Consider the following 20,258-nt stretch of genomic DNA (forward strand, 5'->3'; position numbering starts at 1 on the left):
CGCCCCATCGGCCCCCGGCCGCCGAACCCGCCGCCGGGCCCGCCGTCGGGCCCGGACGCCGACCGCGCCGCCAGGCCCCGCCGTCAGTCCCCCGCCGACGGGGCGGCGAGGGCGGACTCGCGGGTGCCGCAGCGCCGCGCGGCCGGTGCCAGGACCTGCTGGACCACGCGGACGAACCGATCCGACAGGGGGTGACTGCCCTGGACCGGCCGGATCAGCGAGATGGCGATGCTCGGCCCTCCCCGCAGCGGCACGAAGGCCACGGAGGGGTGGACATTGCGCCGCAGTACCAGGTCGGGCACCACGCTGATGCCCTTGCCCGCGGCCACCGACTCGATGCACTCGTCGAAGTTGAGGCAGCACAGCACGGTGCCGGGGCGACGGGCGAGGCCCCAGTCCTTCTGCTGCACGGGGCCGGTGACCTCGTTGAGCACGAGGGGGTACTCGGCCAGTTCGAACCAGTCCAGCTGCTCCCGTACGGCCAGCGGATGCCGGCGCGGGACGGCGGCGACGTAACGCTCGGTGCCGAGCAGCGTCTCCTTCACCCCGCCGCGCCGCGGTCGGCCCCGCAGGATCGCCACATCGACGGCCGCCTGGTCGACCCCGGCGCACGCGTCGTCGCGGCGCCGCAGTTCGACGCGGGCGCCGGTCTCCTCCTCGAAGCGCCGGATGGCCTCGTGGACCCACTCGTCGGGGAGCAGCCAGGAGAACCCGAGCCGCAGAACGGGCGCGGCGCCCTCGGGGAACAGGGCCTTCTCGAAGCGGGGCAGCAGCACTTGGAGTTCGTCGCGCAGGGCCGCGCCCGCCGGGGTCAGGGAGACCTGGCGGGTGGTGCGCTGGAAGAGCCGCACGCCCATGTGCTCTTCGAGACGGCGGATGGACCGGGTCAGGGCGGGCTGGTTGCTCGACATCCTGGCGGCGGCGTGGGTGAAGCTCAGGGTGTCGGCAACGGCGAGGAAGGCGTGCAGATGCCGCAGGTTGACCCCCGTGATGCGTGCGGTCGGGACGGGGGCTGCGGGTATTCGGGGAGTGTCCTCGGGTTGTTGTGTCATGCCTCTCTGCCTTTCCCTGCGGGTTCGTCGGCCCCGGTCTCCGCCACCGTCGCCGCCGCTGTCGTGGTGACCGTGGCCGCGAAGGCGACACGGCCGGCCTGCACGGCTTCGACCCGGAGCCGGGCGCGGCCCGCGTCATCGGGGCCGAGGGGCTCGGTGCGGAGCGCACAGGGCACGTCCAGCTCGACGTACTGGGTGAACGTGCAGTCCAGGGCGGATATCTCGACCGGACGGCCGCCTCCGCGCATCAGGTCGTACGTCAGTTGGTGCGCCGACTCCAGCAGCAGCATGCCCGGCACATGGTCCACGGGGTGGTCGAAATGGACGGGGTGCGGGGCGAGGACTCTGAGCTGCCTGTCCTCACCCGGAGTGCCGGAGCTGATCACGACATCGTCCTCGTGCGACCGCCGGACGTCTTCGGCGGCGGCCGGCGCGGGGGCGGGCACCGAACGGGCCATGGCCGCGGACGCGTCGGCGTAGGACCCGCGCAGTCGCCGGTAGACCCCCGGGGTGTGGGTGGTGAATCTGGTCCGGGCAGTCGCCACTTCGACGCCGCCCCGCGTGATGACCATGCGCATGGAGAGGGCGGCCGGACGGCTGCCCCGGTACGACAGATCGAAGCACTCGACGTGGAGTTCGACCTCACTGCCGAGGTCCGCACCGTACGCGGCGCTGTCGACCTGGAAGGCGAAGCTCTCCCAGATGAGCTGATGCCCGATCGGCACCTCGTACGCGGCGTGGCACAGCAGCGGAAAGGTCTGACGGATGGTCTCGCAGAGCAGCAGGGGATCGAACGCCGTCCCCACACGGTAGAAGGCGTGCGTGGCGGGCCAGTCGGCGACGACGCGGAAGGCGTCGGGCCCTGTCCTGGTCCAGTTCTCGAGGTAGACCTCAGCGGCGTTCGACTTGTGCACATAGTGCTGCGGCACTTGGTCGATGACTGGGTCGAGGATGCAGTTTCCAGCAGCGTCGTGTGCGGGCACGAGGACCGCCCCCCTCCGTGTAAGAGCACTCGCCGCCGAGTTGAGCGGCGATCATCATTTCATTAACATAGAGGGAGGTCTCTTTGTTTGTCGAGAAAGCATGGGTCATCCTGATGAAGTCCAAACCACCACAGGAACGTGCCGTCCGGACCCGGAGGGCCCTCCTCAGGGCCGCGGCCGAGTGTTTCGACGAATGCGGATATTACGGGGCGGGTACCAACAAAATCCTCGCCCGCGCGGGCATGACGCAGGGCGCCATGTACTTCCACTTCAAATCGAAGGAGGAACTGGCGCACGCGGTCATGCTGGAGCAGGCGGCCGACCTGGAACTGCCCGCGGAACCACGGGGGTTGCAACAGTTGGTGAACGTCACCCTCATGCTGGCCGTGGAGATGCAGAACAATGTTCTGCTGCGCGCCGGAGTGCGGCTCGCCGTGGACCCCGCGGGACCGGCCCGGCACGACGACTCGATCTACTCCTGGTGGGCGGCGCTCTTCCACAAGGAGCTGGTGGTGGCCAGGGCGGCGGGTGAACTCCGCGACGACGTCGACGAGAAGAGCTTCTCGCAGACACTCGTCGGCGCGTACACCGGGACGCAGCTGATGTCGGAGATAACGACGGGCCGCTCGGACCTGACCCTGCGCATCACGAACCTGTGGCGCTTCCTGCTGCCCGGCATCGCCACACCCGAGATGCTCGCCGCACTCGACCTGAACGGCGTGCCCGTGAGGGAAACGGGGTGACCGGCACCCGGATCGTCGTCACCGGTGGCACGGGGTTCATCGGCGCGCATGTCGCCAAGGAGCTGCTCGCCCGTGACGGGGTGACGGTCCGCTTCGCCGGCCGGCGTCCGGTCCACGCCGGCACACCGGGCGTGGAGTGGGTACGGGCCGAACTCACCGACTCCGGCTCGCTGCACGGGATCTGCGAGGACGCCGACGTACTGGTCCACCTGGCGTCCAAGGTCTCCGGGACCGAGGAGAGCTGCCGCGCCGTGAACGAGGCGGGCACCGCGGCCCTCATGGCGGAGGCGGTACGCGCCGGGACACCGCGCGTCGTGCATCTGTCCACCACGGCGGTCTACGGCCGGGGCCCGCACACCGGCCAGGACATTCCCGACCTCACCCCCGCCCCGGTGTCGGCCGCCAGCGCGACGCGGCTCGCGGGCGAACAGCACGCACTGCGGGCCGGAGCGGTGGTGCTCCGCGCCGGGCTGGTCCTGGGAACGGGCGACCTCTGGGTCGTCACCGCGCTGGCCGAGCTGCTGAAGCGCGTGCCCGGCCGGTGGGCGGGCGGAGCCGCCTCGCTGTCGGTCGTGGACGCGTCGGACCTGGGGCGGCTGATCACCGCAGTCGCCCTGGCACCCGCACCACCGGGGCCCGCGGTCTTCCACGCGGCGCATCCCCGGCCGGTACGGATCGGCGACCTGGTCGCGGCCCTCGCCGAGCACGGGATCGTGCCCCCTCCCGCCGACGAGGACTGGTCCTGGGACCGTTGCCTCCAGGAGCACGCCGGCCGTCCGGGGATCGTGAGCGAGAGACAGTTCCATCTCCTCGCGCAGGACCACTGGTACCGGTCCGACGCGGTCTGGCAGCGCACCGGAGTGGAACCGGGCCCCGGCCCCCTCGACCGGCTGGCCGCCTCGGCCGACTGGTACCGCACGCTGCTGGCCTGAAACGCGCCGCGCTCCGGGGCGACCGCACTCCGGGGCGACCGGGACGGCCGAAGCGACCCGAACCGCCGCACGTTCGCGCTCCGGGTGCGTCCCGGACCCCCGCACGTCCGCGCTCCGGGCGCGTCCGACGCGGCCGGAACCGGACTCCGGCCCGCCGCGTCCCCCCGCACATGGACACTCGACGAGAAGCCGTCACCGGAATCGCCGGATGCCTGGTCGCCGCCGTCGGCGCCGTGGCGGGTATCGCGGCCTGGACCCCGTACGGCCGGGACGGGCTGTTCGGCGGCTTCGAATCCGCCTCCAACTGGAACGTGGTGTGGCTCGGTCTCCCCGTCATGACGCTCGGCGGAACCGCCGCCGCGCTGGGCGTCTTCGCCCTCGTCCGGGGCCGGTGGCGCCCCGCACTGGGCCTGATGACGGCCGTCACCGCCCTGGCGGCCCTCGGCTACGGCTTCGACGTCCTGGCCGGCCCGGAACCCCAGCTGTGCGGCGACCCCTGCTGAGCCCACCGCACTCCGCCCGTCGGCTCACAGCTCCACGCGCAGCTCCTTCAGCCCCCGGATCACATACCCGGGATTCCACTCGGGCTCGGCCGTCACCCGCATCGTCGGCGCCCTGCGCAGCAACTCACCGAACGAGGCGGCGAGTTCGATACGGGCCAGCGGCGCGCCCAGACAGTAGTGGATACCTGCCCCGAACGTGACGTGCGGGTTGTCCTGCCGGGACAGATCGAGCACGTCCGGCTCCGCGAACCGTTCCGGGTCCCGGTTGGCCGAGCCGAACAGCAGCGCCACCTCCGATCCGCGCGGAATGACCGTGCCGCCGATCTCGATGTCGTCCAGCACCCAGCGCTCGAACATCTGCAACGGGGTGTCGTACCGCATCAGCTCCTCCACGGCCGTCGGCAGCAGCCCGTGGTCCGCGCGCAGCGCCGCGAGCCGGTCCGGGTGCGCGAAGAGCGTGCGCCACCCGTTGACGGTGGTGTTGACCGTCGCCTCGTGCCCCGCGTTCAGCAGCAGCACACAGGTGGAGATCATCTCCTGCTCGCTCAGCCGCTCCCCCTCGTCGTGGGCGGCGATGAGCGCGGAGATCAGGTCGTCCCCCGGCTGCCCCCGGCGCTCGGCGATCAGTTCGCGCAGGTACGCGGAGAAGTCGACCGAGGCGCGGACGGCGGCCCGCGCGGTCTCCTCGGACGGGTTCAGCTCGTACATCCCGCAGATGGCCGCCGACCAGGGCCGCAGCAGCGCCCGGTCGGACTCCGGGACCCCGAGCATTTCGGCGATGACGGCGACCGGCAGGGGTTCGGCGACCGCTGCCAGCAGATCGCCGCCGCCCTCGGCGACGAGCGCGTCCACCAGCTCGGCCGCCAGCCGCCGCACGGTCGGCGCCAGCCCCTCGACCGTACGCGGGGTGAACGCCTTGGAGACGAGCCGCCGGATCCGGGTGTGGTCGGGGGCCTCCAGATCGAGGAGACCCTGCCCGTTGAGGGTGTGGAACGGCTCGTGCGCGTCGGGCGGTGCCGGGCGGCCGAACTCCTCGTGGGTGAAGCGGTGCAGATACGTGCGGCCCAGACGCCGGTCACGCAGCAGGCCCGACACATCGGAGTAGTGCGGGATCAGCCACTGCCGGGTCGGCTCGAAGTAGTGCGCCCGGCCGGTGGCACGCAGGGCGGCGTAGGCGGGGTACGGATCGGCGACGAACGCCGGAGACCAGGGATCGAAGGACACGTGCATGACCCGACGCTACCGGCGCCGGGCGCCACCGCAAGGGCTCCGGCGCGTACGGGGCCGGCCGGCCCCGTACGCGGAGGCTTCACGCCGTACCGGGAGGCCGGCGCCACACGGAAGCCGACACCACGCGGGACCGGCGCCACACGGAAGCCGACACCACACGGAAGCCGACACCACACGGAAGCCGACACCACGGCCCCCGCCCTGCCGCCCCGCCCGGCCCGGTCCTCAGCCGGGCGTGACCAGCCGGGCCTCGTACGCGAACACCGCCGCCTGGGTCCGGTCGCGCAGCCCGAGCTTCACCAGGATGCGGCTGACATGCGTCTTGATGGTGGATTCGGCGACCACCAGATGGGAGGCGATCTCCGCGTTCGACAGGCCCTGCGCGATGAGCACCAGCACCTCCGTCTCCCGTTCCGTGAGATCACCGATCCGGGCGAGGGCGGGCGGCCGGGGCGTCTCGGCGACCTTGGCGAACTCGGTGATCAGCCGCCGGGTCACGGTCGGCGCGAGCAACGCCTCACCGGACGCCACCACCCGTACGCCGTCGGCGAGTTGCCGTGCCGAGGCGTCCTTGAGCAGGAAGCCGGAGGCCCCGGCCCGCAGCGCCTGGTACACGTACTCGTCGAGGTCGAACGTCGTCAGTACCAGCACCTTCGCGTCCGCGTCCTGCGCCACGATCTCGCGGGTCGCCTCGATGCCGTTCATCACCGGCATCCGGATGTCCATCAGCACCACGTCGGGGCGCAGGGCCGCGACCTGCGAGACGGCCTGCCGCCCGTCGACCGCCTCACCGGCGACCTCGATCCCCGGCATCGCGTTGAGCAGCACGGAGAAACCCTCGCGCACCATCATCTGGTCGTCGACGATCAGGACCCGGATGTCGTTCATGCCTTCCCGTCCCGCTCGGTGTCGTATCTGTCATGCGTGTCATGCGTGTCGTGCGTGGTCTGTACGGGGATGAACGCGGCGATCTCGTATCCGCCGTCCTCGGTCGCCCCCGCCGTCATCTCCCCGTTCAGCATGGCGACCCGCTCCCGCATCCCGGTGATCCCGTGCCCGGCCCCCGGCGAGGGCTTCACCAGGCCGGTGGGCGGCCCGTTGACGACGCGCAGCCCGAGTCCGCCGAGCACATAGCCGAGCTCGACCTGTGCGGTGGCGCCCGGCGCGTGCCGCAGCGTGTTGCTGAGGGCCTCCTGGATGATCCGGTACGCCGACAGCTCGACGCCCTGCGGAAGCGCGCGCACCGCACCGGTGACCGTCTTCTCCGACTCCAGACCCGCCTCCCGCACATTGGCGAGGAGCCCGTCGAGCCCGTCGAGGGTGGGCTGCGGGGCGTCCGGCGCCTCGTAGTCGTCCGCGCGGACCACCCCGAGGACCCGGCGCAGCTCCGTGAGGGCGGCCACCGCGTTCTCCCGGATGGTGACGAACGCCTGCTCCAGCTCGGGCGGCGGGTTCTCCACCCGGTAGGGGGCGGCCTCCGCCTGGATCGCGACGACCGACATGTGGTGCGCGACGACGTCGTGCAGCTCACGGGCGATGGTGGTGCGCTCCTCCAGCAGCGTGCGCCGGTCGCGCTCCACGGCGGTGACGGTGCGCTGCACGGTCACCTCACGCTGGGCGTCGCGCCGGACGTGGACGATGCCCACCACGAGCAGCGCCATGGCGGAGAGCACGAGCATCGGCCCGACGCTGGAGGAGTCCCGCATGGGCCCGCTGTTCTCCATCAGCAGGGCGAGCAGCAGGCCGGCCGTCCACATCCAGGCGGCGGCACGCGGCCGTGTCCTGGCCGCCACGACCACCAGGACCACCAGGTGCGCGAAGAAGCTGCTGGGCCCCCACAGCCACTCATTGCTGGTCACAGCGGTGATGAAGGAGACGGCCATCGACAACCAGAACGCGGCGACCGGCCTGACCAGGGTCAGCGCGACCGGAACCGCGGGCAGCGCACCGACGAAGAACTGCCGGTTCCACGTGCCGATCGCGAGCATCACGGTGAAGAACGTGGCCAGCAGGACCAGGGCGTGCGGGGTCCAGACGGCGTGCTTCCGCAACCGTGAGGGCACCAGCCGGAAGAACCGCCCCTCGCCGCTCATCGGGGCCAGCGGGCGGTAGGCGAAGATGTCGTGGAAGAGGTCCTGGCGCAGGCCGGCCATCGCGCCCTTGAAGGCCCGCAGCTCCGGGCTTCTGGTCTTCGTCTGGGTCTGGGTCTGGGTCACGCCTCCACGGTAGGCGGCGGCGCGGCGCCGGTCGTCCGCAGTGATACGGATTCCGGAGCGTCCCCCTCAAGTACTACGAGGCGCATCCGGTGCGCCCGGCGCACATGCCCGCACGGCGCACCCGCACACCGCCGCGAGCCCCGCACAGGCCCCACCGCGCGGCGGCGCGGCACGCCCCGCGCACGCCCGCCCTCACCACGCCAGCTGGGCCAGTTCCTCCGCCACCACCGCGCACGCGTCCGCCGAGGGGTCGATCAGCGGGAAGTGGCCGACGCCCTCCAGCAGGGTCAGCCCCACCGTCTCGCCCGCCTTCGCCGCCGCGTCGACGAACGCCTCCGACACCGCCTGCGGCACGGTCAGGTCGTCGGTGCCCTGCACCACGGCCGTCGCGATGCCGGTCGGCAGCAGCGCGGCCGGATCACTGGACGCCCGGCGGCCCTCGAAAGCGTCCTTCCCACCCAGGAGTTGCCCCACGGCCCCGGAGCAGATCCCCAGCTCGACGGCGGCCGTGAAGTCGGCGATCGGCGCCAGGGCGACGACCCCGCGCAGCGGCGGCGGCGAGGGGAGCCGCCACGGCGACCCCTCGGGAAGCTCGTGCCGGGCCGCCGCCCACAGCGCCAGGGTGCCGCCCGCCGAGTGTCCGGTCACCACGGTCCGCCGCAGATCGGCCTGCGGCAGTTCCCGGGCGGCCAGCCCCGGCAGGGCGTCCATCGCGGCGGCGACATCGTCGAACGTCTCGGGCCAGCGGCCCGCGACCGGCCCCGCGCCACCCTGCTGCGGGATCTCACTGCCGCGCCGGTACTCCACGTTGGCGACGGCGAAGCCGCGCCGGGCCAGGAAGTCCGCGAGCGGCGACACATGGGCCCGGTCGTACGGGGCCCGCCAGGCCCCGCCGTGGAACAGGACGACGAGCGGCACCCCGGTCCGGCCGTCGCGCGGCGCGAAGAAGTCGATCACCTGGTCGGGGTGGCTGCCGTAGGCGGCGGACCGATCGGGGGCGACCACCGGATGCGCGAACGCCGACTCGGTCTCGGCGGCGTCACGCTCACGCGCGGCAGAATCCGACATGCTGCTCCAACCGTCCAATGCCAATGCCTGTGCCTGTGCCAGTGCGTGGTCCCGACGCCAGTGTGCACCCTCACGGCGTGGCCGGGACCGTGCCGGGGCCATCTGCCCAACTGGCGTGACCTGCGGGGACGGTACCAGTCGGGGGCGGACCGTCCGGACCGCCCCCGATCGCCCGCTTCCCCTCACTTCCCCTTCGGCACCTCGGCCAGCACCTCGGCCAGGACGCGCGCCGCCCGTTCCGCGTCCGCGAACCCCACGTACAGCGGAGTGAACCCGAACCGCAGGACATCCGGTCGCCGCAGATCACCGACGACGCCCCGCTCGATGAGCGCCCGCATCACCGGTTCGGCCTCCGCGCAGCGCAGCGCGACCTGGCTGCCGCGCTCCGCGTGCGCGAGAGGGGTGACCGAGCCGACCCGGCCGTCCGGCACATACGCGGCGACGCACTCCAGGAAGAAGTCCGTCAGCGCGAGGGACTTGGCCCGTACGGACTCGACGGACACCCCGTCCCAGACGTCCAGCGAGGCCTCCAGCGCCAGCATGGACAGGATGTCCGGGGTGCCGACCCGGCCCCGTACCGCACCGTCCGCCGGGGCGTACCCCGGCGTCATCGCGAACGGGTCCGCGTGCGACGTCCACCCCGGCAGGGGCGAGTCGAAGGCGGCCTGATGACGCTCGGCGACGTACAGGTAGGCGGGCGAACCGGGGCCGCCGTTCAGGTACTTGTACGTGCAGCCGACGGCCAGGTCCACCCCGTGCGCGTCCAGGCCGACCGGCAGGGCGCCCGCGCTGTGGCACAGGTCCCAGACCGCGAGGCCGCCCGCCGCGTGCACGGCGGCGGTCAGCCCGGGGAGGTCGTGGAGCCTGCCGGTGCGGTAGTCGACGTGGTTGAGCAGGACGAGGGCCGTACGGGGGCCCAGCGCGTCCGTCACCTCGGCGGGTGCGACCGGGACGATCCGGTGGCCGGTCATCCGGGCGGCGGACTCGGCGATGTACCCGTCCGTGGGAAACGTCGTCGCGTCAACAAGGATCTCGTCGCGTCCGTCCGTCGCCAGCCGGCTCGCGGCGACGACCGCCTTGAAGACGTTCACGCTGGTCGAGTCGCCGACGACGATCTGCCCGGCGGCGGCCCCGACGAGCGGCGCGATCCGGTCGCCGATCCGTTCGGGCGCGGTCCACCAGCCGCTCTCGTCCCAGGACCGGATGCGCAGCTCGCCCCACTGGCGGGTGAGGACGTCCTGGACGCGGGCGGGTACATGGGCCGGCAGCGCACCCAGGGAGTTGCCGTCCAGGTAGACGGTGTCGTCGAGGGTGAACAGGGCGCGCCGGGAGGCGAGTTCGTCGGCGGCGTCGAGCGCGGCGGCCCGCGCGGCGAGGCCCGTCGTGGCCGTGGTGGTGTCAGACATGGCTGCGCGCCGTCCAGAGTTCGGGGAACACGTTCTTCGTGGCCCGCTTCTCCAGCCAGGCCACTCCGGCGGAGCCGCCGGTGCCCGTCTTGGAACCCATCGCCCGCCGGGTGGCGACGAGATGGTCGTTGCGCCAGCGCCAGACCAGTTCGCCGACGTCGGTCATCAGCTCACCGAGCCGGACGAGGTCGTCGTACCGCTCCGGATCGCCGTAGATCTCCGCCCAGACGGCCTCGATCTCGGGGGACGGCTCGTACTTCCGGGTCAGGTCCCGTCCGAGCACGGCCTGCGGCACGGCGTGGCCGCGCCGGGCGAGCAGGGCGAGGACCTCGTCGTACAGGCTGGGCTCGCCCAGCGCCTTCTCCAGCTCGGCGTGGACACGGGGCGCGCCCCGGTGCGGCACGAGCATGGAAGCGGACTTGTCGCCGAGCAGGAACTCCATCCGCCGGTACATCGCCGACTGGAAGCCGGAGCCCTCGCCGAGCGCGCCGCGGTAGGAGTTGAACTGGCCGGGGGTGAGTGCGGCGAGCGGGGTCCAGGAGGCGTTGAGCGCCTCCAGTTCCCGCAGGGAGCGCTTCAGGGCGTCCCGGGCGACCGGTATGCGGTCCTCGCGCAGGGCGTGCGCCGCGGTCTCCCACTCATGGACGATGACGGTGAACCACAGCTCCATGACCTGGGTGGTGACCAGGAAGACCATTTCCCCGGGGTCGTCGGAGCGAAGCTGCTGGAGATGGGTCAGGACATCCGCCTGGACATAGTCCTCGTACGGAGTCGTTCCCGCGAAGTCCAGGTGCGGGGCCTGCGCACCGGTGGCTTCGGGGTCGGGGTGGTTGGTCGACATTTCTGTCTCCTCGACACGAGCTTCCGGGTAGCGGTCCGCCCCTTCCGTGAGGTGATGGAGCTCCGGTCCCCTGTTCGCATCCTAATCCTGGCGCGCGCCGGGCGTACCTCGGACCCGGCCGCCCTCCCGGCGCACGGCGGGGCGGGACACCGGGACGGCACCGGGGTCCGCGGGCGGTGGTGCGGCCCGCGGACCCCGGTGACCTGTACTGCGTACGGGCGGGGGCGGCTCAGCCCAGGATGTCGGCGGCGGTCGGCGAGGAGTCCCGCAGGAACGTCGAGCAGCGCTCGTACTCGTCCTGCTCGCCGATCGCCTGGGCGGCGCGGGCGAGGGCGTGCAGCGCGCGCAGGAAGCCGCGGTTCGGCTCGTGCTCGAACGGGACGGGGCCGTGGCCCTTCCAGCCCGCGCGGCGCAGGGAGTCGAGGCCGCGGTGGTAGCCGGTACGGGCGTACGCGTACGACTCGACGACCCGGCCGCCCTCGAACGCCTCGTCGGCGAGCTGGGCCCAGGCCAGCGACGAGGTGGGGTACTTCGCCGCGACGTCGGCGGGCGGCGTACCGCCCGCGAGCAGCTCGCGGGGTTCGGGGTCGTCGGGCAGATGGGTCGGGGCAGGGCCCCCGAGAAGGTTCTCGTGGATGGACATGGGATCAAGTGTGCCTGGCACGGGGAGCCGGTGGGGCCGCACCCCGGTTCACGTTCCGGCACGTGTGTGCGGCTCGTGCTCCGGCTCCAGGGGCGGCGCCGCGACCCCGCAGTGCACGGCGCACTCCGGCCGGGTGTCGCGGTCCGCCGCGGGCGGGGTACGTACCGTCCAAAAGGCGATCACCGCACCGGCCACCAGCAGCCCTGCGCACATCGGCATGGCCCGCCGGAAGGTCGCGGCGAACTCGCCCGCGTCCCGGTACGCCTCCGGCCCCATGCCCGCGAGCAGCGGCAGCGCGGCCACCGCGATCAGCCCGGCGGCACGGGCCGCCGCGTTGTTGATGCCACTGGCCAGCCCCGCCCGCCCGGCGTCCACGGCGGCCAGGACGGTCGCGGTGAGCGGCGCGACGAGCGTGACCAGGCCCAGGCCGAGCACCAGCACGGCGGGCAGCACGTCGCTCAGGTACGAGGTCACCGAGGCCCCGGGTCCCACCCGCAGCATCAGCAGCATCCCGGCGGCGGCCAGCAGCGGGCCGACGGTCAGCGGGATGCGGGGGCCGATGCGCCGCCCGAGGTCCCCCGCCGAGGCGGAGAACAGCAGCATCAGGACGGTGGTGGGCAGCAGCGCGGTGCCCGCGCCCAGTGCCGAGTACCCGGCGACCACCTGGAGCTGGATCGCGGAGAGGAAGAAGAAACCACCGAGAGCCGCGTACACACAGAACGTCACGATGTTGACCGAGGTGAACAGCCGGGACCTGAAGATCGACGGCGGCAGCATCGGATCCGACCGCCGGCGCTCCACCTGCACGAACGCCACGCCGAGCAGCACCCCGCCCACGGCCGAGCCGATGACGAGCGGCGACGCACCGCTCCCCGGCGCCTCGATCAGCGCATAGGTCACCCCGGCGAGCGCGAGCGCCCCGAGCACGGCTCCCAGGACGTCGAACCGGCCGTGCGCCGCCGGGTCCCGGGACTCCGGTACGTGACGCAGCGCGACGGGCACACAGATCGCGGCGAGCGGCAGATTGAGCAGGAACACCCATCGCCAGCCGGGCCCGTCGACGAGCCAGCCGCCGACGAAGGGCCCGACCGCGGCACCGACCCCGCCGAGCCCCGACCACAGGCCGACGGCGCGGGCCCGGTCGTCCGGGTGGAAGCTCGCCTGGATGAGGGCCAGCGATCCGGGGGTGAGCAGCGCCCCGCCGACCCCCTGGAGGGCCCGTGCGGCGATCAGCACCGCGGCGTTCGGCGCCACCCCGCACAGCAGCGAGGCGAGCGCGAACCACACGACCCCGACGACGAAGACCCGCCGCCGCCCGTACCGGTCCCCGAGCGCCCCACCGAGCAGGATCAGCCCGGCGAGGGTGAGCATGTACGCGTTGACGGTCCACTGCAACGCGGCCAGATCGGTACCGAGGTCCTCGCCGATGCGGGGCAGGGCGACATTGATGACCGTGGAGTCCAGCATCGCCATGCTGGAGCCGAGCACCGTGGTCAGTACGACCCAACGCCCGACAGGCGACGCTACGCGAATGCTCCCCGGCTCGGCATCAGGCATAGGAGCAGCATCCCCGCTACACACCGCACCGTCCATCGGAACCCAGCCCCGCCACTCATACCCCCAGCCCGGAACCCGGGACCCACCCGCGCCGGGCGCCCACATCCAGCCCACCCGGCACCCACACCCAGCCCACCCGGCGGCCAACCCCAGCCCACCCGGCAACCCCCACCCCACCCCGGCCACACCCAGCCCGCCCGGCAACCCCCACCCCACTCCGGCCAAACCCAGCGCCCGCCCGGCGATTGAGGGCACCCTTCCCCGAGGTCCGGGGCAGCACCACCAACCCCCACCCCGGCCACACCCAGCCCGCCCGGCGATTGAGGGCACCCTCCCCCAGGGCCCGGGGCAGCACCACCAAACCCCACCCCGGCCAAACCCCAGCCCGCCCGGCGATTGAGGGCACCCTCCCCCAGGGCCCGGGGCAGCACCACCAAACCCCACCCCGGCCACACCCAGCCCGCCCGGCGATTGAGGGCATCCTTCCCCGGGGTCCGGGGCAGCGCCCCGGTTTCGGGAAGGGGCGGGTAGGGGAACACGCCCGCCGCAGGCGCCCCCTACCGCACCGCCCCCACCCCCCGTATCAACGCCTCCACCCCCGCCCCCACCTTGCTCCGCGGACACCCCACATTCAGCCGCAGGAACCCCTCCGCCCCGTACACCGCCCCCGGCATGATCGCGACCTTCTCCCGCTCGATCAGCACCCGCTGCAACGCCTCGTCGTCCACGCCCAGCGGCCGCAGGTCGATCCACGCCAGGTAGCCCGCCTGCGGCGGCTGCCAGCCCAGCTCGGGGAAGGCCGTGTTCAGCCGTTCCGCGACCAGCTCCAGGTTCCCCGCCACATACGCCCGCACCGCGTCCAGCCACGGCCCGCCGTCCCGGTACGCCGCGATGTGCGCGGTCAGCGAGAGCACGGCCGGCGAGGCCAGCCCCTCCGCCGTCTCCATGCGCCGCAGGAACTCCGCCCGGTCGGCCGGATCGCCGACGATCCCGTACGAACCCGTCAGCGCCGGAAAGTTGAACGACTTCGACGCGGAGCTGATCACCGCCCAGCGCCCCTCGCCACCCACCCGCGTCCACGGCACGTGCCGGTACCCCTCATGGACGAAGTCCGCGTGGATCTCGTCACTGATCACCGCCACCCCGTGCCGCCGGGCCGACTCCGCCATGGCCTCCAGCTCGGCCTCCGTCCACACCCGCCCGGTCGGATTGTGCGGCGAACACAGCACGAGCACCTTCGCGTCCGCCCGCGCCAGCTCCCGCTCCAGCGCCTCCGCGTCGCCCACCGGAACGCCCCGCAGCTCCCGCCCGAGCCCGGTGACCGCCTTGCGGAAACCGTCGTACGTGGGGGTGTGGACGACGACCCCGTCGCCCTTGAGCGTCCACATCTGCAACAGCTGCGAGAGCTGGCTGAGCACCGAGGGCGCGTAGACGAGCCGGTCCGTGTCGATCGTGGTGCCGTAGCGGGTCGCGTACCAGTGGGCTATCGCCGACCGGAAGTCGTCCTGCTGCCAGGTGGTGTAGCCGAACACCCCGTGATCGAGACGGGCCCGCAGCGCGCTCAGCACCTCGGGCGCCGTCTCGAAGTCCATGTCGGAGATGGTGAACGGCAGCAGACCGTCCACTCCGAACCGGTCGGCGACCCCGTCCCACTGGACGCACCAGGTACCGCGGCGGTCGACGACGGTGTCGAAGTCGTAGGACGAAATCGGCGTACTCACAACGGATCCCTCAATTCACTGCGTCATGGATGCCGCCCGGACATGCCGTGGGCCCGGTACCCCAAGGGGTACCGGGCCCACGACGGATGTCCGTACGGACTACTTCAGCTTCGTACCGGTGGAGCGCAGGTTCGCGCACGCCTCGGTGACACGCTTGGCCATGCCCGCCTCGGCGGACTTGCCCCAGCTGCGCGGGTCGTAGAACTTCTTGTTGCCGACCTCGCCGTCGACCTTCAGGACGCCGTCGTAGTTGCGGAACATGTGGTCCACGATCGGCCGGGTGAAGGCGTACTGGGTGTCGGTGTCGAGGTTCATCTTCACGACGCCGTTCTCCAGCGCGGTGGCGATCTCCTCGGCCGTGGAGCCGGAGCCGCCGTGGAAGACGAAGTCGAACGGGGAGGACTTGCCGTACTTGGCGCCGACGCCCTCCTGGAGGTCCTTCAGGAGCTCGGGGCGGAGCACGACGTTGCCCGGCTTGTAGACGCCGTGGACGTTGCCGAAGGAGGCGGCCAGCAGGTAGCGGCCCTTCTCGCCCAGGCCGAGCGCCTCGGCGGTACGCAGCGCGTCGTCGACGGTCGTGTACAGCTCGTCGTTGATCTCGTGCGTGACGCCGTCCTCCTCGCCACCGGTCGGGGTGATCTCGACCTCAAGGATGATCTTGGCGGCGGCGGCCTTGGCGAGCAGTTCCTGACCGATGGCCAGGTTGTCGGCGAGGGTCTCGGCCGAACCGTCCCACATGTGCGACTGGAACAGCGGGTTGAGGCCCTTGGCGACACGCTCCGCGGAGATGTCGATCAGCGGACGCACATAGGTGTCCAGCTTGTCCTTGGGGCAGTGGTCGGTGTGCAGCGCGACCGTGATGTCGTACTTGGCGGCGACAATGTGCGCGAACTCGGCCAGGGCTACGGCGCCCGTCACCATGTCCTTGTTGTACTGGCCGCCCAGGAACTCCGCCCCGCCGGTGGAGATCTGGACGATGCCGTCGCTCTCGGCCTCCGCGAAGCCGCGCAGCGCAGCGTGCAGGGTCTGGGTCGAGGTCACGTTGATGGCCGGGTAGGCGAACTTTCCTGCCTTCGCCCGGTCGAGCATCTCGGCGTAGACCTCGGGGGTTGCGATGGGCATCTGACCGCTCCTTGGGATGTGCGGGTGTGCAGTGCTGGTCCCTGACCTGGGGGCGACGTCATCGTCGCCCCCATCTTCCCAGACTCCCGCCCCGGCTCCACCCGGAGGACCCCCACAGAAACGTGTCCGGGGTGGGAGGTTTCACGTGAAACCTCCCACCCCGGAGAGAAACCGCAGGTCAAGCCAGGTATCAGCTGAGGTCGAGGTCGGCCACCGAGTAGACCTGGACATACGGCAGCCCGGCTTCGGCGATCGCCGAAGCGGCACCCCGCTCCACGATCACGGCGACGGCGACCACCTCGCCACCCGCCTCGCGCACCGCCTCGACGGCGGTCAGCGGCGAACCGCCGGTGGTCGAGGTGTCCTCGACCACCAAGCAGCGACGGCCCTTGACGTCCGTGCCCTCGATGCGGCGCTGCATGCCGTGCGCCTTCTGCGCCTTGCGGACGACGAACGCGTCCAGGCTCCCCCCGCGTGCCGCGGAGGCGTGCAGCATCGACGTGGCGACCGGGTCGGCGCCCAGCGTCAGACCGCCGACGCAGTCGTAGTCCAGTGCGGCGGTGGCGTCGAGCATGACCTGGCCGACCATCGGCGCGGCCTTGCCGTCCAGCGTGATCCGGCGCAGGTCGATGTACCAGTCGGCTTCCAGACCCGAGGAGAGGGTCACCTTGCCGTGCACCACGGCCTTGTCCTTGATCTGCTGGAGCAGGTCAGCGCGTACGTCAGTCATGTCAACGAGGGTAAGCGCTGCCGCCCCCGCTCAGAGCCGCACCCAGCTCCAGGTGGTCGCGATCTCCAGCGGGTCGATCGGAGTGACCAGCCGGGGCGTGGTGTTCAGCCCGTTCGGCGGCCCGGACTGCGGCTCCACGCACACCGCCTCCTCCTGCTCGTCGTAGATCACGACCCACTCGTCCCGGCTCTTCACCGTCAGTTCCAGCTGCTCCGGCCAGGTGAGCTTCACATCGACTCCGTCGGGCATCCCGAAACAGTCGTCCCACGGGCCGGGCAGCGGGTCGATCCGCCGGCCGGTCGGCAGGTGGTCCTCGCCGCGCTCCTCCTGCCAGGCGGCGTCGAAGGTGAGCTGTGCGTCCCGGCCGCCGGTGTTCCGCCGGAACCAGGGATGCCAGCCGGCCTGCGCGGGGAAGGAATTCCCGTACGTCTCGACGGACAGCCGCAGCGTGAGCGAGTCCTCGGTCAGCTCGAAGGTCTGCGTCACCCGGCCCTCGTACGGCCAGGGCTCGGCGAGGTCGTAGTAGAAGGCCGCCTCCGCCGCATCCTCCCGGACGGTGTGCCAGGCCATGTCGCGGCCGGTGCCGTGGATGGCGTGCGGCGGGGCGTTCAGCGGCAACCGGTGGATCGCGTCACCGTTGCGGAACACCCCGTTCTCGGTACGTCCGCACCACGGCACCATCGGGAAGCAGCCGTACCGCTCCCCCTGGCGCAGCAGTTCGGTGCCACCGATCCGCAGGCTGCTGATCCGGCAGCCATGGACGGGGTCAACGGTCAACTCGGCGTCGCCGACGGTCAGCCGGACGTTCTTCGCAGCTCTGCTCACACCCCCGACACTACTGGCGCCGCTACCTCCGGCGTCGCAGCGCCCGGCCCAGCACGACGGCGGAGGCGATCGCGAGGGCGGCGGCGGGGGCGGCCCAGCGCAGGACGGTGCCCGCACCGCTCGCGTCGGGCGAGGGCACGGGGGCGTACCGGCCGCGCGGCGGAGCGTGGTCGACCTCCTCGGCACTGCGCCCGATCATGGTCCGCCGGGCGTGCGCCGCCTCGGCCGGGGGCTCGTCCGGCACGGTGAACTCCACCTCGACGACGGGGTCGAGCGAGGGGGGCGGCACGGGCGCGTCGAACACCGACGCGTTGCCGACGGCCGCCACCCCGCCCTCGGCATCATCGTCATCGTCATCGCCGAGCAGAGCCTCGTCGTCGGCCTCGGCCTCGGCTTCGGCCTGGACCTCGTCTTGGGCCTCGGGGGCCGACGCACCCCCCTCATCGGCCGACGCGTCCCCGGTCGAGCCCGCCACGGGCGCGACCTGTTCCCCCTCGTGGGAGGCCAGCGTCTCCGTCACCAGCTGCTGCGTGAAGCGGTCCAGCAGCCGGTGGGCCGCCGAGAGCGCGGCCGCCGCGTCCAGCTCCTTGAGCCGGCCGTCCCCGCTCGCCGTCCCCGTGAACGTCAGCGTCGTACCGCCGTCGGTCTCGGTGAGGCCGATGGACAGCTCCAGCTTCGCCGCACCGGTACCGCGGGCCTCCGCTCCCTCACCGGTCACCGAGAAGCGGTCGCCGTCCGGGCCGGAGAGCCGCAGCGCGCCCCGGTACGTGATCGTGTGCCCATCGGCCCGGATCTTCAGCCGGCCGGCCAAGGGCCCGGCCGACGCCTCGGCGTCCTGCTGGAGACCCGGTACGCAGCGGGCGACGCGGGCAGGATCGCCCAGCGTCCGCCGAAGGGACGGGGCCGGAACCGGAACGAACACCTCATGCTCCATGGAAACCGAGCCTACTCAGCCCCGGCCGGTACGTCAGCGCTTCCGCACCCCGTACTCCCTCCACCGGCCCCGCCGAGCCCCTGCCGGCCCCCGAGCACCACACCCCGGACACCACCCCCGAGGATCACTCCCCCTCCCAGTAGCGCGGGTGGACCAGCGTCGACGGCTGCTGCCCCGCCACCCGTGCGCTCTCCGCGGACCGCCCCGCCGTGCGCACCTCCCGCTCCCCCAGCGAGCGCAGCCCGGGGGCCCCGGCGGCCAGCCCCAGCCGTGGCGGGCCGCCCGCGGAGGCCAGGACGAAGCCCCAGTCGCGCGGGTCCCGCCCGTCGCCGTTGACCCGGTCCGGGCTCGCCGCGAAACCGGACAGCCTGCCGGTGACGCGGTACGGCCTGGGCATGAGGCCGCCCGCCCGGACCGATGCCTCCACCGTCCAGAACGTCCCCGGCCGGACACTCAGCGGCCCGGCGTGCACCACCAGCCGCCCGCCCGGCGCGAGGGACTCCGCGACCAGTCCGTAGAACTCCGCGGAGTAGAGCTTGGTGCTCGCCGTGATGCCCGGGTCCGGCAGGTCGGAGATCACCACGTCGTAGCGGTCATCACCGGCCCGGAGCCAGGTGAACGCGTCCCCGCCGACCGCGGTGAGCCGCGGGTCCCGGTACGCGTGCCCGTTCAGGTCGCGGAGCGCGGGGTCCGTACGGGCCAACCGGGTGACGGCCGGGTCCAGCTCGACGACCGTCAGCTCCCGGACGTCCCGGTAGCGCAGCACCTCGCGGGCGGCGAGCCCGTCGCCGCCGCCCAGGATCAGCACCCGCTCGTGCCGCCCGTTCATCGCCGGGTGCACCAGCGCCTCGTGGTAGCGGTACTCGTCGCGGGCGCTGACCCGCAGGCGCCCGTCCAGATACAGATCGAGGGAGTCGCGGCCGGACCCGGTGAGCACGACCTCCTGCACCCCGGTCTGCACGGCGACCCGCACCTCGTCCCCGTAGACCGCCCGCCGCGCCGCCCGCTCGAAGTCGTCCACCAGCACCGTGGCGACGGCCAGCAGCAGGATCACCGAGAGGTTGGCGAGGACGAGGAGCCACCGGGACCGGGAGCTGAGGTCGCGCCGGAACAGCCACAGCACCAGCGCCCCGCCCGCCGCCGCGTTCACCGCACCGGTGAACAGGGCACCGGTCAGCTGGCCCAGCACCGGCAGCAGCAGAAAGGGGAACGCCAGTCCCCCGACCAGCGCCCCGACGTAGTCGGCGGCGAACAGATCCGCGACCGCCCCGCCCGGGTCCTGCCGGTCGACGCGCTGGATCAGCGTCATCAGCAGCGGGATCTCCGCACCGATCAGCACCCCGATCGCCAGCGAGAACCCGACCAGCGCGTACCGCGACTCCCCGAGCCACGCGAACGAGGCGTACAGCACGAGCGCCGAGGTCCCGCCGATCAGCGCGAGGGCGGCCTCGATGAGCCCGAAACCGACCGCGGCGCGGCAGCGTAAACGTTTCGCGAGAAGAGAGCCGATGCCCATCGCGAACACCATCACGGAGAGCACGACGGACGCCTGCGTGACCGAGTCACCGATCAAGTAGGAGGCGAGCGCCACCAGTTCGAGTTCGTAGACCAGACCGCAGGCAGCACAGATGAAGACGGCGGCCAGCACGAGGAACCGGCCGGTACGGGGCCGCACGGGAAGCCCCGCCCCGGCCCCTCGCAGCGACACCTGCTGGTCGATCATGAAGCGAACGCTACGTCACGAACCGATCG

Annotated in this window: 19 protein-coding genes; 3 read left to right on the top strand and 16 right to left on the bottom strand. The window is 72.4% G+C overall.

Annotated elements, in window-relative coordinates:
- Positions 1-83: 83 nt before the first annotated feature.
- Entirely contained in the window at positions 84-1,052 is a 969-nt protein-coding gene (locus OG251_RS18360) for a LysR family transcriptional regulator (protein WP_326678213.1), read from the bottom strand.
- The gene (locus OG251_RS18365) at positions 1,049-2,035 is read right to left on the bottom strand and encodes a ScbA/BarX family gamma-butyrolactone biosynthesis protein (protein ID WP_326678214.1); all 987 of its coding nucleotides are present in this window, start codon (positions 2,033-2,035) and stop codon (positions 1,049-1,051) included. The genes OG251_RS18360 and OG251_RS18365 overlap by 4 nt, the downstream gene beginning before the upstream one ends.
- Before the next feature lie 113 nt (positions 2,036-2,148).
- Between OG251_RS18365 and OG251_RS18370 the strand changes: the two genes are divergently transcribed.
- The 3 genes from OG251_RS18370 to OG251_RS18380 all read left to right on the top strand — a co-directional run bounded on the left by OG251_RS18370 (position 2,149) and on the right by OG251_RS18380 (position 4,213).
- On the top strand, positions 2,149-2,778 hold the full coding sequence (locus OG251_RS18370) for a ScbR family autoregulator-binding transcription factor (protein WP_326681306.1): 630 nt from the start codon (positions 2,149-2,151) through the stop codon (positions 2,776-2,778).
- Positions 2,775-3,710: an NAD-dependent epimerase/dehydratase family protein gene (locus OG251_RS18375; protein WP_326678215.1), complete on the top strand. Its 936-nt coding sequence runs from the start codon at positions 2,775-2,777 to the stop codon at positions 3,708-3,710. The genes OG251_RS18370 and OG251_RS18375 overlap by 4 nt, the downstream gene beginning before the upstream one ends.
- 170 nt (positions 3,711-3,880) lie before the next feature.
- Positions 3,881-4,213, top strand: a complete 333-nt coding sequence (locus tag OG251_RS18380; RefSeq protein ID WP_326678216.1) for a hypothetical protein — start codon at positions 3,881-3,883, stop codon at positions 4,211-4,213.
- A gap of 24 nt (positions 4,214-4,237) precedes the next feature.
- Here OG251_RS18380 and OG251_RS18385 read toward each other — a convergent pair whose 3' ends face one another.
- From OG251_RS18385 to OG251_RS18450, 14 genes are all read right to left on the bottom strand, one after another.
- The gene (locus OG251_RS18385; protein ID WP_326678217.1) at positions 4,238-5,443 is read right to left on the bottom strand and encodes a cytochrome P450; all 1,206 of its coding nucleotides are present in this window, start codon (positions 5,441-5,443) and stop codon (positions 4,238-4,240) included.
- 225 nt (positions 5,444-5,668) lie between these two features.
- Positions 5,669-6,331, bottom strand: coding sequence for a response regulator transcription factor (locus tag OG251_RS18390; protein WP_326678218.1), 663 nt, complete (start codon positions 6,329-6,331; stop codon positions 5,669-5,671).
- Positions 6,328-7,596, bottom strand: a complete 1,269-nt coding sequence (locus OG251_RS18395; RefSeq protein ID WP_326681307.1) for a sensor histidine kinase — start codon at positions 7,594-7,596, stop codon at positions 6,328-6,330. Before OG251_RS18395 ends, OG251_RS18390 begins: the two co-directional genes overlap by 4 nt.
- 255 nt (positions 7,597-7,851) lie before the next feature.
- Complete coding sequence (locus OG251_RS18400; RefSeq protein WP_326678219.1) at positions 7,852-8,727, bottom strand: alpha/beta hydrolase; 876 nt, start codon at positions 8,725-8,727, stop codon at positions 7,852-7,854.
- A gap of 182 nt (positions 8,728-8,909) precedes the next feature.
- Positions 8,910-10,133 (bottom strand): kynureninase, encoded by a 1,224-nt coding sequence (kynU, locus tag OG251_RS18405; RefSeq protein WP_326678220.1) that lies wholly within the window; start codon positions 10,131-10,133, stop codon positions 8,910-8,912.
- Positions 10,126-10,974 carry a tryptophan 2,3-dioxygenase family protein gene (locus OG251_RS18410; protein WP_326678221.1) on the bottom strand — a complete coding sequence of 283 codons (849 nt, stop codon included), beginning with the start codon at positions 10,972-10,974 and terminating at the stop codon, positions 10,126-10,128. The genes kynU and OG251_RS18410 overlap by 8 nt, the downstream gene beginning before the upstream one ends.
- A gap of 229 nt (positions 10,975-11,203) precedes the next feature.
- Complete coding sequence (locus OG251_RS18415) at positions 11,204-11,617, bottom strand: DUF3151 domain-containing protein (protein WP_326678222.1); 414 nt, start codon at positions 11,615-11,617, stop codon at positions 11,204-11,206.
- Positions 11,618-11,665: 48 nt separating this feature from the next.
- The gene (locus OG251_RS18420) at positions 11,666-13,174 is read right to left on the bottom strand and encodes a DHA2 family efflux MFS transporter permease subunit (RefSeq protein WP_326678223.1); all 1,509 of its coding nucleotides are present in this window, start codon (positions 13,172-13,174) and stop codon (positions 11,666-11,668) included.
- A gap of 557 nt (positions 13,175-13,731) precedes the next feature.
- Positions 13,732-14,895: a MalY/PatB family protein gene (locus OG251_RS18425; RefSeq protein WP_326678224.1), complete on the bottom strand. Its 1,164-nt coding sequence runs from the start codon at positions 14,893-14,895 to the stop codon at positions 13,732-13,734.
- A 99-nt stretch (positions 14,896-14,994) separates the two neighbouring features.
- Positions 14,995-16,017: a class II fructose-bisphosphate aldolase gene (gene fbaA, locus OG251_RS18430; RefSeq protein ID WP_326678225.1), complete on the bottom strand. Its 1,023-nt coding sequence runs from the start codon at positions 16,015-16,017 to the stop codon at positions 14,995-14,997.
- Between the two features lie 190 nt (positions 16,018-16,207).
- Entirely contained in the window at positions 16,208-16,747 is a 540-nt protein-coding gene (gene pyrE / locus OG251_RS18435) for an orotate phosphoribosyltransferase (protein ID WP_326678226.1), read from the bottom strand.
- A gap of 30 nt (positions 16,748-16,777) precedes the next feature.
- A complete protein-coding gene (locus tag OG251_RS18440) occupies positions 16,778-17,572 on the bottom strand; it encodes an aldose epimerase family protein (RefSeq protein ID WP_326678227.1) in 795 nt (264 codons plus the stop codon).
- A 22-nt stretch (positions 17,573-17,594) separates the two neighbouring features.
- Complete coding sequence (locus tag OG251_RS18445; RefSeq protein ID WP_326678228.1) at positions 17,595-18,506, bottom strand: SRPBCC domain-containing protein; 912 nt, start codon at positions 18,504-18,506, stop codon at positions 17,595-17,597.
- A gap of 124 nt (positions 18,507-18,630) precedes the next feature.
- On the bottom strand, positions 18,631-20,229 hold the full coding sequence (locus tag OG251_RS18450) for a polyamine aminopropyltransferase (RefSeq protein ID WP_326678229.1): 1,599 nt from the start codon (positions 20,227-20,229) through the stop codon (positions 18,631-18,633).
- Between the last annotated feature and the right edge of the window lie 29 nt (positions 20,230-20,258).

Origin of the sequence: Streptomyces sp. NBC_01237, from assembly GCF_035917275.1 — a bacterium.
GTDB lineage: Bacteria > Actinomycetota > Actinomycetes > Streptomycetales > Streptomycetaceae > Streptomyces.